At 72.3% G+C, this 14,080-nt stretch carries 13 protein-coding genes; 1 reads left to right on the forward strand and 12 read right to left on the reverse strand.

What is annotated here, in order from left to right; all coding sequences use genetic code 11:
- Window positions 1-33 precede the first annotated feature (33 nt).
- From AKJ08_RS16665 to AKJ08_RS16720, 12 genes are all read right to left on the reverse strand, one after another.
- A complete protein-coding gene (locus tag AKJ08_RS16665) occupies window positions 34-690 on the reverse strand; it encodes a flagellar hook assembly protein FlgD (RefSeq protein WP_050727103.1) in 657 nt (218 codons plus the stop codon).
- Window positions 691-699: 9 nt separating this feature from the next.
- Window positions 700-2,394 carry a flagellar hook-length control protein FliK gene (locus AKJ08_RS16670; RefSeq protein ID WP_050727104.1) on the reverse strand — a complete coding sequence of 565 codons (1,695 nt, stop codon included), beginning with the start codon at window positions 2,392-2,394 and terminating at the stop codon, window positions 700-702.
- Window positions 2,391-3,080, reverse strand: a complete 690-nt coding sequence (locus tag AKJ08_RS16675; RefSeq protein WP_050727105.1) for a MotE family protein — start codon at window positions 3,078-3,080, stop codon at window positions 2,391-2,393. Before AKJ08_RS16675 ends, AKJ08_RS16670 begins: the two co-directional genes overlap by 4 nt.
- Window positions 3,073-4,410 (reverse strand): FliI/YscN family ATPase, encoded by a 1,338-nt coding sequence (locus AKJ08_RS16680; RefSeq protein WP_050727106.1) that lies wholly within the window; start codon window positions 4,408-4,410, stop codon window positions 3,073-3,075. The genes AKJ08_RS16675 and AKJ08_RS16680 overlap by 8 nt, the downstream gene beginning before the upstream one ends.
- Window positions 4,407-5,153, reverse strand: a complete 747-nt coding sequence (locus AKJ08_RS16685) for a FliH/SctL family protein (protein ID WP_050727107.1) — start codon at window positions 5,151-5,153, stop codon at window positions 4,407-4,409. Before AKJ08_RS16685 ends, AKJ08_RS16680 begins: the two co-directional genes overlap by 4 nt.
- Window positions 5,154-5,164: 11 nt before the next feature.
- A complete protein-coding gene (gene fliG / locus AKJ08_RS16690; protein ID WP_240475389.1) occupies window positions 5,165-6,166 on the reverse strand; it encodes a flagellar motor switch protein FliG in 1,002 nt (333 codons plus the stop codon).
- Window positions 6,167-6,199: 33 nt separating this feature from the next.
- Window positions 6,200-7,780, reverse strand: a complete 1,581-nt coding sequence (gene fliF, locus AKJ08_RS16695; protein WP_050727109.1) for a flagellar basal-body MS-ring/collar protein FliF — start codon at window positions 7,778-7,780, stop codon at window positions 6,200-6,202.
- 4 nt (window positions 7,781-7,784) lie between these two features.
- The gene (gene fliE / locus AKJ08_RS16700) at window positions 7,785-8,075 is read right to left on the reverse strand and encodes a flagellar hook-basal body complex protein FliE (protein WP_050727110.1); all 291 of its coding nucleotides are present in this window, start codon (window positions 8,073-8,075) and stop codon (window positions 7,785-7,787) included.
- 3 nt (window positions 8,076-8,078) lie between these two features.
- Entirely contained in the window at window positions 8,079-8,504 is a 426-nt protein-coding gene (flgC, locus tag AKJ08_RS16705; protein ID WP_050727111.1) for a flagellar basal body rod protein FlgC, read from the reverse strand.
- Complete coding sequence (gene flgB, locus AKJ08_RS16710; protein WP_050727112.1) at window positions 8,504-8,941, reverse strand: flagellar basal body rod protein FlgB; 438 nt, start codon at window positions 8,939-8,941, stop codon at window positions 8,504-8,506. Before flgB ends, flgC begins: the two co-directional genes overlap by 1 nt.
- A 73-nt stretch (window positions 8,942-9,014) precedes the next feature.
- Window positions 9,015-10,388 carry a hypothetical protein gene (locus AKJ08_RS16715; protein ID WP_050727113.1) on the reverse strand — a complete coding sequence of 458 codons (1,374 nt, stop codon included), beginning with the start codon at window positions 10,386-10,388 and terminating at the stop codon, window positions 9,015-9,017.
- The gene (locus AKJ08_RS16720) at window positions 10,388-11,590 is read right to left on the reverse strand and encodes a sigma-54 interaction domain-containing protein (RefSeq protein WP_240475390.1); all 1,203 of its coding nucleotides are present in this window, start codon (window positions 11,588-11,590) and stop codon (window positions 10,388-10,390) included. The genes AKJ08_RS16715 and AKJ08_RS16720 overlap by 1 nt, the downstream gene beginning before the upstream one ends.
- Window positions 11,591-12,142: 552 nt before the next feature.
- On the opposite strand from AKJ08_RS16720, the gene AKJ08_RS16725 reads away from it, so the two are divergent.
- The gene (locus AKJ08_RS16725; RefSeq protein ID WP_157370773.1) at window positions 12,143-14,071 is read left to right on the forward strand and encodes a sensor histidine kinase; all 1,929 of its coding nucleotides are present in this window, start codon (window positions 12,143-12,145) and stop codon (window positions 14,069-14,071) included.
- Window positions 14,072-14,080 lie beyond the last annotated feature (9 nt).

Below are 14,080 nucleotides of genomic sequence, written 5' to 3' on the forward strand. Positions count from 1 at the left end.
GATTCCTTTCCCGCGCGCTCGCGCGGCCTTCGATCACGAGTGAATCTCGACCACGTCCGACAGCTTGATCCGCCTGCCGGCGACGATCAGCTCGGGGTAACCGTTTGCAAAGGACACGCCGGACGCGATCGCGCGCCCGCGCTGCTCGACAGAGACGCTCTTTCCCTTCTCGTCTGCGGCGGCGATCCGGACCTTGTAGTCGCCGGCGGGCAGCGGCACGCCGCTGTCGTCGAGGCCGTCCCAGCCGTAGGTGAACGAGCCCTTCTCCGCGGCGCCGAGCCGGATGGTGCGCACGGTCTTTCCCGTGGAGTCGGTCACGGTCACCGTCACGGTGGAGGCCGGCGCGGAGAGCTCCGCCATCACGTTGGCGCCCGAGACGCCGTCCAGGTGGACCGAGTCCGTGCGGTAGACGAGCTCGCGGCCCACGAGCGACGCGGTCGCGGTCTGGTTGCTCGAGGTCTGCGCGATCAGCAGGGAGTCCAGCCTGCTGCCGATCCCCTGGAGCTGCTCGAGGTTCGCGAACTGCGCGAGCTGCGCCACGAAGGCCTGGCTGTCCATGGGGCTCGTCGGGTCCTGGTTCCCGAGCTGGGCCATGAGCAGCTTGACGAAATCGTCCTTGCCGAGGGAGCTGTCGGCGCGGTCGGCCGAGGCGGCGGCCGGCTGCGAGATCGGGATGCCAGAGGCGTACATGGAGTTCTCCTAGGCTTTCACGTGGACGGAAGTCGGAAGGTCCGGAAGGCTCGAGGGCTCTCGCCGCTCGCCTATGCGCTTCACGTCGCGGGGATCCTTCTCGTCGGCGCGCGTGCGGCGGCGCTCCGGGACGGGCGCGGCGTGGACGCGGCCCTCGGCGGCGGCGTTGACGGCCAGGAGGCCGAGGCGCAGGCCGGCGCCTGCGAGGGCGACGCGGAGCTCCGCCTCGTTCGCGGCCATCGCCGGCGCGACGGCGCCGTTGGCGCGTACCTCGAGCGTGCCGTCCTGGATGCGGAGGTCCACGGCGAGGTCGCCGCCGCGGGAATCGCGAACGAAGATCCTGGCGCCGCCCGGATCGAGGGAGAGCCCCAGCCCTTCGGTCGGGAGGAGGAGGCTCGGATCGTCGATGGATGGCGTGGTGGCTGCGCGCTCTGCGGCCTTGGGCTCGGGGACGGCCGTCGCGGCGGCCGGCTCGCGCAGGTGGGGCGTCACGGGTAGGTCGTGCGACGGGCGGGTGGCGTGTTTCGCCTCGTCGCGCACCTGCTCGAGCGCTCGCGGGCCTCTTCCGCTGTGGAGCTCGGCTGGCTCCGCAGGGCTCCACGAGGAGGCGGGCTCGGCCTCGAGCCGGGCGGCGACTTCCTGCGCCGACCGGGCAGTCGACTGCACGTCAACGCGTGGCGCGCCTGAGACGCGCTCGAGCGCCTGCTCGGAGCGGTGCTGCGGATCGTGATCGGCCGAGGAGTCGAGTGTGGGCCGCAGTGTCGCCTCGGGGCGGATCGCGTCGAAACCCGATCGGGCCTGGGGCGTGGCGACCTCCGTCACGTCCGTGCGGTTCCCGGTCGCGAGATCGACCTTCGAGCCGAGGCTCTCACCGACGTTCTCGCTCACGTCCGCGTCAGGCTTCGTCATGAACCCCGGGGGCTCCAGAGCAAGGTGCGAAGCGGATTCGCCGATGTGCGCTTCGACCTTCGGCTCGACGCGCGCTTCGGCCTGCCCGTCAGAATGCGAACCCGCGAGTGCGCCGGAGTGCATGGGCGGGCGTGTGCCCGTGTGCGCCCCGGAGTGCGTGCCAGGGCGCGTGCCCGTGAGCTCGTCGGCGGCCCGATCGGCGCCCGGGAGGGTGCCGCCCTCCGGGTTCGCGTGCGAGGCCTTCGCAACCTCCAGGCCCCTGGGCTCGGACTTCGCCTCGCTCTCCGTAAGCCGGACCGAGCTCGAAGCGCCCGCGCGTTCCGCTCGGGGAAGCGCCCGCATCGCGGGAGCGCTCTCGCCCTTCGCCAGGTGATTGGCGTGCTCGGCTCGGATCCCTTCGCCGCTCGCGTGGGTCTCCTGCCCGCGGGTCGGTCTCCCGGGAATCAGGCCCGCGGTCCCTTCGCGGTGGTTCGAGGCGACGTTCCGCTCCTCGCTGGCGGCGCGAGGTGCGCCGACTCCGGCCTCTCGCCGAACGACCACGTGCGCCCCGGCCGATCCGCCTGCCTTCTCCGCGACGCCGGTCTCTCGCCGAACGGCCTCGTGCGAAAAAACCGCCGATCCGCCTGACTTCTCGACGACGCCGGCCGCCGGCTGGACGCCCCCGCCCAGCGCGAGGGCGAGGGCGGTGCCGAAGGCGGGCTCGTCCTCGGCTCGATGTCCGTTCCGGGTGCCGCCGGCTCGCCGCGACGGAGGAGAAGCGGGGGCGATCGCACCCGGGATCGGGAGGTTCTTCATCTCGGCTGGTCCTGAAGCGGAAGGCGGGCCATCTCTTCGACGAGGCGGCCGGCCTTCTCCGGAGGGAGGCGTGCGAGGATCGGCCCGGAGTCGGCGGGCCGCATCGACGCAAGGAGACGGGCGGCGAGGGGGCGCTCCACCCGCCCCACCAACGCCGCCGCCTGCTGGGGCTTCATGCCCCGAAGCGATTTCGCGAGGTGGGCGAGGCGATCGGCGTCGACGTCGGCGCCCGCCGTCGCAGAGGCGTCGTCCGTCTTCTGCGGGAGCTCGCCCGTGTCTGCAGCCGGAGGCGCCTCGCCGGCCTGGGCCGCGCCGCCGGGATCGGCCGCCGCTGGAGCAGCGTCCTTGGCCTTCTCGAGCGCCCGCTCGAGTCGGGTGGTCTCGCTCTGCAGCGCCTTGCGCGCGCCGTCGATCTCTGCCGCCAGCGCTTCGAGGCTCTTCCGTTCGTCCGCGAGGCGCTCCGCCTCCGCCTGTCGCTCCCGCCTTCCGCGCGCGAGCTCGTCGCGGAGCGCGTCGGCGGAGAGCGACGGAGGGATGGTCCGGCTCGAGGCGGCAGGCGCCGATGCAGCAGCCACCTGCGCGTCCGGCACCGATGCCACGTCCGGCGCCGAGGCGCGGGCGAAGGAGGTGAACGCCGCCGTCAGGCCGACCGCCACGGCGAGGCCGCCGATGATCTCCCTACGCATGTCGAGGCTCTCCTGGGGTCGAGAGGAGGCCGGCGAGCTTCGTCAGGCTCTCGCCGAGGCCGGTGCGCTCGTCGGGCGCCTGGCGGAGGAATCCCTCCAGCGCCGGCATCACCCGGATCGCCCGATCCACCTTCGGATTCGTCCCCTGTGCGTAGACGCCGACCTCGATCAGATCCGCTGCCTCGCGGTGGGCGGAGAGGAGCTGCCGCGCCGCGGTGGCGAGCTCGAGGTGGCGAGGGCTCGCGACCTCCGTCATCACGCGGCTCACGCTGGCGAGCAGGTCGATCGCGGGGAAGTGGCCCGCGCCCGCGAGCTTCCGCGAGAGCACCACGTGCCCGTCCAGGATCGATTTCGCGGTGTCCACCACGGGATCGGTGAGATCGTCGCCCTCCGCGAGGACGGTGTAGATCGCCGTGATGCTGCCCTCGCCCGCGTCGTTGCCGGCGCGCTCGAGGAGCCTCGGCATCATCGCGAAGACCGACGGCGGGTAGCCCTTGGACGTCGGCGGCTCGCCGGCGGCGAGGCCGACCTCCCGCTGCGCCATCGCCACGCGGGTGAGCGAATCCATCAGCAGCAGCACCCGCTTGCCCCGGGCGCGGAAGTGCTCCGCCACCGCGGTGGCGGCCATCGCCGCGCGGATCCGGATCAGCGGCGGCTCGTCGCTCGTGGCCACCACCACCACCGACCGCGCCCGGCCCTCGGGGCCCAGGTCGCGCTCGACGAACTCCCGGACCTCGCGGCCGCGCTCGCCCACCAGGCCGACGACCACGACGTCGACCTCCGCGCTCCGCGAGAGCATGCCGAGGAGCACGCTCTTGCCCACGCCGGCGCCGGCGAGAATTCCCAGGCGCTGGCCCTCGCCCAGGGTGAGGAAGGTGTCGAGGGCGCGGATCCCGAGGGGGAGCGGAGCCGAGATCCTCCGACGCGACATCGCGGGAGGCGGCGCGGCCTGGAGTGGCACGCGGCTCGTGAGCAGGGGCGCCGGGCCTCCGTCCAGGGGCCGCATCGACGGATCCACCACCCGCCCCAGGAGCGCCGGACCCACCGGCAGATCGGACGAGTCGCGGCGCGGGATCACCGCGGATCCCTCGCCGATGCCGGCGGCCTCGGCGAAGGGCATCAGGAGCGCCGTGCTCCCGTCGAAGCCCACCACCTCCGCAGGCACGACCTTGCCTCCGGCGGCGAGGATGTCGCATTGGGCGCCCATCGTCGCGCCCGGCAGCGCCGCCTCGAGGACCAGCCCCGCCGCGCGCACGATCCGCCCCTGCACCACGAGCGGCTCGGTCTCGGCAAGGGCCTCGCGCAGGCGCGCCGGGTCGAAGAGGCTCATCGAGTCCTGCCCTCGGCGAGCGCCCTGCCGACGGAGCGCTCGAGCTGCGCGAAGCGCGTGTCGAGCCTGCCGTCCACGCTGGCGAAGTCGGCGTCGACCATGCAGTCGCCGCGGGAGAGGGAGGGGTCCGCCGCCAGCTTCAGCTTCGCCGCGAGGAGGACGTCGATCCGCTCGGCGCCGCCGCTCTGCTCGATCAGCTCCTTGTCGGCCGGGTGGAGGCGCAGGGTGAGGGTGCGCGACTCGCCGGCGCGCCGCACCGCGGATCGCACGAGGGCGAAGAGGGGCTCCGCGCTGGCGGAGAGCTCCGTCTCGAGGATGCGCCTCGCGACCTGGAAGCCGATCTCGAGGGCGTCGGCGCGGGCCTGCTCCGCGAGGCGCTCCGACTCCGAACGCAGGCGCTCCACCGACGCCACGACCCGCGAGATCAGGCCGGCGTCGATGGGCGGCTCGTAGCTCGGCGCGGGGGGAGCGGCCGGCCGCGGAGGGCCCGGCGTGCGCGCGATCGAGGGCAGCGGCACGTTCTTCTCTGCGACGTGTGCCGCATCCGGGACGTCGAGTTCCTCCAGTGCCGGCAGGTCCATCGGCGAGGGCGCTTCCTCCGCGACCGTCGCGCTCTCGTCGTGGCGGGAGAACGCCCGCACCCAGGGCCCCGGGCTCTCGGGGACGGACGCGAGGAAGCGTGGACGTCGGATCGCGGCGGGATCCGGCGGCTGCTGCACGTGGCTCGATCGGGGAAACGGCACGGGGCGCTCCTTCAGACCATCGCGTCGCTGGCGGAGACGATGGTGATGCGGCCCTGGTCGGCGAGGTCGCGGGTGAGCTGGACGATCTCGGCCTGAGCCTCCTCCACGACCGAGAGCCGCACCGGGCCCTTGGCCTCCAGGTCGTCCGCGAGCATCTGTCCCGCGCGGGCCGACAGGTTCCGGACGAACTTCTCGACGAGGGCCCGGGTCGCGCCCTTGAGGGCCACCGCCAGCCGTCCGATGTCGACGTCCTTGAGCAGCGTCTGGATGTCGCGATCCCCGAGGCTGCTCAGGTCCTCGAAGGTAAAGAGCTTGCCGCGCAGCTCCGCCGCGAGCGAGGCATCGATCCGCTCGATCTCGGCCACGAGCTCCGACTGCCGTGCCCCGGGCGTCCGCCTCAGGATCTCGAGGGCGGCGTGCTTGCCGTCGACGCGCCTCATGCCGCCGGACGCCGCCGCGGAGAGCTCGGCGGTCAGCGCCCGCGCCACCTCGGCCAGCACCTCGGGGGAGACCGAGTCGACCGTCGCCATCCGGCGGATCACCTGGGACCGCATCTCGTCGGGGAGATGGTCCATGGTGTCCGCCGCCTTCTCGGGCGGGAGGGAGCCGAGGACGAGCGCCACCGTCTGGGGATGCTCGCGCACGAGGATCATCGCGAGGGCCTCGGGATCCGCGTCGCCGATCGGCGCCAGCGGATCGTTCGGCTCCCGAGGCAAGGCTCCTCTCTCGAAGGCGCGGCGCGCGAGCTCGGGGCCGTGGGCGCGCTCGGTGAGCTCGCGGAGGAGCTCCTCGCCGGCCTGGACCTCGCCGCCGACGTTCTCCATCGAGGCCACGAAGCTTCGGAGGGCGTCGGGCACCTCGTTCGTCTGACCCCGTCGGAGCTCCTTGGCGCCGAGGGCGATCTTGCGCACCTCTTCTTCGCCCAGGAGGCGCACCACGTCCTCCGCCGACTCGCGGCCGAGGCCGAGGAGAAGGGCCGCCGCCCGGCGTGCTCCGGTGCCCGATTCGGACACCTCTAGTTTCGTTGCCGGATCTGCAGGCATTGCTCAGCTCGCTTCCGTTTCGTTGGCGATCCAGGCGCGGACCAGGCGTGCCGCGCGGACGGGATCCTTTCGCGCGAGCTCCCGCGCCTTCTCGCGGAGCACCAGATCGGGATCCTCGAGGGCGGCAGGCTTGGGCATGGGCGGGGCGTGGAGGATGGGGGCGGATTCGCCGTCGTCCAGGGCCTCGAGCTCGTCCACGGTCATCCCGGGCCGGATCGGCGGGAGGATCACCGGGATCCTGCGGCGCCGCCACCGCATCCATCCTGCGCCGACGACCGCGAGGGCCAGCAGCCCGGCGCCCGCCGCGAGCCACGGCGCGACCGGCCGACCTCCGAGTCCGGGGAGGCCGGGAGCCGTTGGCGCGGGCGCGTCGTCCGCGGACGGCGTGAACACCACGCTCGAGATGTCGAGCTGGTCGCCGCGGGCCGCGTCGAAGCCCACTGCGCGCTTCGCGAGCTCGCCGAGCCGCGCCACCTCCGCGTCCGAGCGGGGCTTCCCTTCCACGCCGTCGACGAGGATCGCCACGGACAGCCGGTGGAGCCTGGGCGACTTCGAGGCCGTCCGGGTGACCGTCTTGCTCACCTCGTAGTTGCGCGTCTGATCCTCGGTGGTCGAGGACGAGCCGGCCGCCGTGACGGTCTGCTGCGTCGGGGACATCGGCTGGTTCGCCGCCGCGCCCGCGATGCCGCCTGGGGCGGGCTGGGTCTGCGTCTGCGACTGGTTCAGCGATCGCTCGCTGCGGATCACCGCCGAGTCGGGATCGAAGATTTCACTGGTGGTGTCCACCTCCGTCGCGTCCATCTGCACGGTCGCGCGGGCCACCACGGCGCCGGCGCCGACGGCGGGTTCGAGGAGGCTCACGATCCGCTGCTCGAGGTCGCGCTCCAGGTCCCGCTGGCGGGATGCGAGGCCCCAGCTCTCCTGATCGCCCAGGACCATGCCCCTGCCGTCCACGATCGTCACCGCGTCCGACGAGAGGCCGGGCACCGCGGCGGAGACCAGGTGGCGGATGCCGGCCAGCTCGCGCTCGCCGAGGGTCCGTCCCGATCGCAGGTTCAGCACAACCGACGCCGACGAGCGCCGATCCTCGTCGCGGTAGAGCCCCCGCTCCGCCAGGGAGACGTGGACGCGGGCCGACCGGACCTCGCTCAGGCTCCCGATCGTGCGGGCGAGCTCGCCCTCGATCGCGCGGCGCAGGTTGACACGCTGGGTGAACTCCGACACGCCGATGTCGCCGCGGTCGAAGAGCTCGAAACCCACGCCGCCGCCGCGCGGCAGCCCGGAGGCGGCGAGGAGGAGGCGCGTGTCGTAGACCTTGGAGGCCGGCACGGCGAGGGCGGAGCCGCCGGCGTCGAGGCGGAACGGGATCCCCGCTGCCTTGAGCTGCGCCGACGCCTCGCTCCCGTCCTCGGGCCCGAGGTTGGTGAATGCGTACTGGTATTCTTCACCCCCGGTGTTGAGGGAGCGGATGGCGGCCAGGCCGACGACGAGGGCGAGGACGCCCAGGCCGGCCCAGCGGATCGCCGAAGGGAGAGCCTTGAGCTTCGCGGGCAGCGCCCGCAGCTGTGCGAGGAGGGGCTCCACGGGATTAGAGGCTCATCCTCATGATTTCCTGGTAGGACTCGACGAGCTTGTTGCGGACCTTGACGGCGGTGCGCATCGCGATGTCGGCCGTCTCGAGGGCGAGCGCGGTCTCGTGGAGGTTGCCGCCGCCGGCGGCGAGGGTCGCCGCCTGGCGATCGCCCGCGATCTGGAGCGCGTCCACCGCGCCCAGGGCCTTGCCGAGCTCGTCGCCGAAGGCGCCTGCCGGTGCCCTGACTGCGGGCGCGGACGGCAGGCCGATTCCGTCCGGTGAGATTCGGATCGAGATGGGTTCCATTCGCTACCTCGCGATGTCGAGGGCGCGCTGCGCCATGCCCTTGAGGGTCTCGATGGCGGTCGCGTTGGCCTCGTAGCTGCGCGACGCGGACATCAGGTTGACCACCTCGTGGATGGGATCCACGTTCGGAAGCGTCACGAATCCGTCCGCGTCCGCATCGGGGTGGGAGGGGCTGTGGATGCGCCTGCCCGGCTCGGGATCGGCTGCGATCCCGGCGATCCGCACCGCCGCGGTCCCGGCGGGTGCCGCCGCGCCGAGCGCCTGATCGAAGGGCACGGCCTCGAGGATGGGATCGAGCCGGCGGTAGGGCTGGCCGTCGGGGCCCCGCGTCGTGTCCGCGTTGGCGAGGTTGGACGTGGCGAGGTCGACGCGGGTTCGCTGGGCCGAGAGGCCGGAGGCGCCGATCCGGAGGGAGGTGAGGAAGCTCATCAGGCGTTCCCGTCGGAGGCGACGTAGCGGAGGATGGACAGCTTCTTGGACGCCGCCCGGGCGGTGGCGCCGTAGAGCAGGGCGTTCTCCGCCATCGCGACCATCGTGCGATCGAGGTCGACGGCGTTGCGGTCGAGGCCGGGAGAGGTGCCGGCGAGGGGAACCAGCTCCGCGTCGTGGCCCGCGGGATCGCCGGCCGTCCCGCCAGGGCCCGCCAAGGGAAGGAACGCCGCATGTCCGGCGCTCGAGGCTTCGCCCGGCATCGTGATGGGCACGCTCTGCCTCGCGCTGGACATGGCCGCGTCGAAGTCGAGATCCCGCGCGACGTAGGCCGGCGTGTCGGCGTTCGCGACGTTCGCCGAGAGCACCTCGTGCCTGCGCATCCGGACGTCCAGCGCGCGCTGGAGATCGGCGAGGGTCGAGTCGGTCAGCTTCATCGCGCTCCTTCCACCCGCGTCCCGCGCAGGCGTTGGAGCAGCCCTCGTGCGAAAGCCGTGCCCGACTCTCGCGTCAGGTTCCTGTCTCGATCTCCTTCGCGCGCTCGAGGGCCTGTCGCGCCGCCTCGAGGTCCGGCTTCTCGGGAGGAGGCGGCGTCTCGGGGCTCGCTTCGGCCGACTCAACGCTGGCGCGGACCTGCGCCCACGGCCGGGAGGCGAGCACCTTCTTGCCGAGCCTCTCGTCGGCGAACTCGAGGATCACCGAGGCGCGGACGCGGTCTCCGGCCTGCAGATAGAGCTGCGCGGTGCGGAGCAGATGTGCGCCGAGGAGGGAGCGCGGCGCAGCGTCGGCGACAACCGCGAGGGAGCTCGCCCCGAACCTCGGCGCCCCGGCTTCGGCCGCCACCTCCGCCGCCGCCGTGGCCAGCTCGAAGGCGAGCGCACCCGAGGTGCGATCGGGGAGCGCGAGGAAGAGGAGCAGGCCCGCCGTCCTCGCGTCGGCGTTGGCGGTGCGCATCGCCTCCACCGCGATCCGGCGGCAGAGGCCGCGATCGAGGGCGCAGGCCCTCTCGTCGCTCTCGAGGAGGCGTGCAGCCGCCTCGAGCCGATCCTCGAAGGCGAAGGCACGGGCGCCGCGGAGCGCCACCTCGCTTCGCAGCGGCTCGGGCAGTCCGACCGGATCGAAGATCCGATCCTCGTCAGGAGAGCCGAGGCAGCTGCCGAGGAGCTCGCAAGATCGCGCGACGCCGATTCGGCCCCAGATCCCGATGGCTCCCGGCCGCCGATAGTGCTCGCCCGCTTCGGCGAGGGCGCCCTTCGCGGCGGCGAGATCGCCGAGGCGGATCGACGCCGCGCCCGCCGCCGACGGATCCTCGAGCGCTTCGCGGAAGCGGGAGGAGGCTTCCTCGTCGCGCCCGGCGGCCAGCGCGCACTCTCCCTGTGAGAAGGGCGAGTCGCCCGGACAGGCGCCGCCGAGGCCGAGCGGGACCGGATCCCAGAACACCCGGGGCGGCGCCGGATCGGGCGGGAGGCCGCGGACCTCGCGGAGGTCGAGGAAGGATGCGCCGCGGCTCCGGACCAGGGCCGCGTCGATCCGCCGGCTGCGACAGCGCAGCACGACGCGGCCGCCCTCGACGGCGCTCTCGGGGCAGAGGGAGCCCCTCCGCGCCTCCAGCGCCGCGGAGAGCGGGGCCAGAGGCCCCTTCGCGTCGACGACGATGCGGGCGCCGAGGGCGTCGACCTCGATCCCGCTCACCCGGCTCGCGTCCGGCAGGTGGATCCGCTCCCACGACGCCGCCTGCGCCAGGCGGGCCGAGGCTCCCTGCTTCCGGGCCTCGGCGCCGGACGGACGGGGGGAGGCCAGCGAGGTGGTAGCCGGTAGAAGCGCCAGGAGCGACAGCGACCCGACCACCGCGCGAAGGCCCCAGCGCCGCATGGCCCGCGACATCACGGCGTGTTCGCCGTCGAATCGGGCGGAGCCGCGTCGCGGTTCCGGCGGCGGAGCTTCTCGACCAGCGTGGTCCGCTGCAGGCCGAGGAGATCGGCGGCCGCCTTCTTGTTGCCCTCTGCGTTCCGGAGCGCGGTCTCGATGTACCGGTCCTCGATCGCGCGGAGCAGGGCGGGAAGATCCAGCGGGAGCACCGGCTCCCAATCCGACGGGGACTCCTCCACGAGGCCGGCTCGCGCCAGCCGCACCGCTTCGAGCTCCTCGGGTGACTCCTGGAAGGTCGCGTCGGGTCGGGGCACCGACTCTCGGGCGGGAGCCTGGTCTTCGAGTCCGGCAGCCCAGGCCGCGTCGCTGGAGATCTCCGCGGCCGCCTCGTTCGCCACGCCGGAGAGGTCCGCTACCGCGTCGTCGTCGGTCGACGCCCCGCCGTCGAGGACGATCGGGGTCGCCTCAACGACGTCCGTCGCCTCGTCCGGGAGCGGGTGCAGCATCGGCTTCCGGCGGAATTCCTCGGGCAGATCCGTCGCTTCGATGACCTCCCCCTCCGCGCAGATCGAGAGGCGCTCGACCAGGTTCTCGAGCTCGCGGACGTTGCCGGGCCAGTCGTGGCTGCAGAGGCGCACCATCGCCTCGGGTGCGATCCGCCGGCTCTCGCCGCGCCTGCGCCAGAAGTGGAGGAAGAGGGGCGCGATGTCCGCCCGGCGCTCGCGCAGGGCCGGCAGCTCCAGGGGGCAGACCAGCAGGCGGTAGTAGAGGTCCCTCCGGAAGCGCCCGGCCTCCACCTCCGCGGTGAGGTCGCGGTTCGTCGCCGCCACCAGCCGGAAGTTCGCAGGGACCGGCTCGGTGCTCCCCACCGGCTCGTACGAGCGCTCCTGCAGCACCCGCAGGAGCTTGGCCTGCAGCGAGAGGGGGAGCTCGCCGATCTCGTCCAGGAAGAGGGTGCCTCCGTCCGCGAGGGCGATGCGCCCCTTGCGCGACTGGAACGCTCCGGTGAACGCGCCCCTCACGTAGCCGAAGAGCTCGCTCTCCAGGAGCGCCTCCGGGATCGCGGCGCAGTTCACCGGCACCAGCGTGCGCTCGACGCGGGCGCTGTGCTCGTGGACGAGGCGCGCGAAGACCTCCTTGCCGGTCCCGGTCTCCCCCGTGATCAGGACCGTGGCCTCGCTCGCAGCGATCCGTTTGCAAAGGCGCGCGAGATTCAAGAGGGGAGAGCCCGGTCCATGCACGAGCTGTGTGTATGGAAGCACCTGGGGATCAGCGGAGAGCGCCATGAGACTGGATGCCTTTCAACGATGGGCGCGGTGCGGTGACACCTAGATACCAGATGTGAATGTTCGAAATGCCACAGAAATGACGCTCGCCGTTGGGTTCTGGACGATTCCGCGCCATGCAGAGGGGACTGCAGAAGCAGTGCCACATGAAACATGGGAGAAACATGGGGTTGGTATGGGATGAGTATGGGGGAGACGTAGGCTCCGTTTGTTTTTCAGCTAATTGCGATTTTTCGATTTGTGCGGATCGGGCAGGCCGTCCGGAGGCGCGGGGATGGCCCGGCGAGCGGGCGATCCGGACTCGAGCCGCCGGGGCCGCGAGTGAAGGGCGAGCACTCGGGCTCACGCAAAGCGGCCGCGGCAAAGCTGCGCAGGGAGGTCGCCCTCCCTACTTTCGACGGTATGGAGACTCCCGGTGCCGAGCGGGGAGAGGGGGTACGCCGGGGCATCACCGAGCGTGCGCTTCTGAGTCGGCGCGGCCTCGTGTCCGAAGGCGTGATCGAGCTCGCACGGACCGCCGCGCAGATCGCGGGGAGGGCACGGCCCGAGGACGTCTTCGGCGAGATCGCCGCCCAGCTCGTGGAGCTGGGTGCCGAGGGGAGCCGGGTCTACCTCCTGGAGCCGGAGAAGGGCCGCCTGCGCTCCATCGCGGGCCGCGGCTCCCTCGACCTCCCGAGTGGCGAGGAGGCCATCGCCGTCGGCGGCGAGGGCGTCGTGGCGCGGGCGGCGGCGGGCGAGACGGTCTTCGAGACCAGGCGAGGGAAGAAGGGGCCGCGGACCCTCATCGCCATTCCGCTCCACGAGGACGAGCAGGTCATCGGCGTGGTCGCGTGGAGCATGCCGACGCCCGAGCTTCCGAGCGGAAAGGAGCGGGTCGTGATCCAGGCCATCGCCGGGATCTTCGAGGCCGTGGTCGGCACCGCGCTCCTCCACCAGCGCCGCGAGCAGGAGTCGAGCGAGAGCCTGCGAGTGGCCCTCGGCACCGCGCCCATCGGGATGTGCGTGGTCGACCTCGACCTCCGCTTCCTCCAGGTGAACCGCGCCTTCGCCGAGATGACCGGCTACTCCCGGGAGGAGCTCCTGGACATGAGCTCGCGGGACCTCACCTTCCCCGACGATCGCGAGTCGACCGAGGAGATCGTCGAGAGGGTCGTTCGCGGCGAGGTGAAGAACCCGGTCTACTCCAAGCGCTACGTCCGCAAGGATGGCCAGGTGATCGAGGTGGAGATCCACGGAGGCCTGGTCCTCGCCGACGACGGCAGCCCGTTGCACTTCGTGGCCCAGATCGTCGACATCACCGATCGGCGCCGCGCCGAGAGGGAGCAGGAGGAGCTCCTCGCCTGGCTCCATCAGGAGTGGAGCTGGCTCTCCACCGTGATCGAGCAGTCACCCTCCGGGATCGTCCTCCTCCGCGGGACCGAGCGGATCATCTTCAACCCGATGGCCGAGCAGCTCTTCGGCTTCCACCTGGAGCCGGACCTCGGCATCGGCCAGCTCGCGGGGCGGATCCGGTGGGGCGACGACGGCGAGCTGGCGACCGAGGAGGACCTGGCGGCCGGCCGCCTCTGGGAGCCGGGAGCCCAGCAAATCTCGATCGTCCGGCCGGACGGGACCGAGCTCCCCGCCGTCGAGAGCTCCGCGCCCATCTCCCAGCCCAATTCCCAGCCCAATTCCCGGGAGCGGTACGGCAGCGCGGGGCGGGTTCTGATCTTCCAGGACATCACCCCGCTCAAGGATATGGAGAGGCAGCGGGAGGAGTGGACCTCCATCGTGGCCCACGACCTCCGCCAGGTCGTCACGGTGATCACCTCCTACACCGGCCTCCTCGCGCGGCAGGCCGGCGCGGATCCCATCTCCGAGAAGCTCCGGCACATCCTGACGAACGCGAACCACCTGTCGCGGATGATCTCCGACCTCGTCGACTCCTCGCGCCTCGACACCGACCGTCTCGAGCTGCAACTCGAGCTCGTCGACCTGGGCTGGCTGGTGCGCGACGTCGTCGAGAGGCGCGAGGCCACGCTGGGCGACCACTCCGTCGACCTCGACATCGAGCGCCACCTCCCGGACGTGGACATCGATTCCGGCCGCATCGAGCAGGTCTTGGACAACCTCCTCTCGAACGCGGTGAAGTACTCCTCGCCAAAGTCCACCATCGAGATCCAGGTGTCGCGGGCCGACCACGGCCTCGAAGTGGCGGTGAGCAACCGCGGCGAAGGGATCACCTCCGAGGAGCTCCCCCACGTGTTCCGCCGCTTCCAGCGATCCGCCAGCGCGAGCCGCACCGAGGGCCTGGGCCTCGGCCTCTACATCGCCAAGGGGATCGTCGAAGCCCACGGCGGCCGCATCCGGGCGGAGAGCACGCCGGGCGAGACCACCACCTTTCGCTTCGAGCTCCCCCTCCCGCCGAGCTGATCGCGGCCC

This window comes from Vulgatibacter incomptus, assembly GCF_001263175.1.
In the GTDB taxonomy this organism is placed as follows: Bacteria; Myxococcota; Myxococcia; order Myxococcales; family Vulgatibacteraceae; genus Vulgatibacter; species Vulgatibacter incomptus.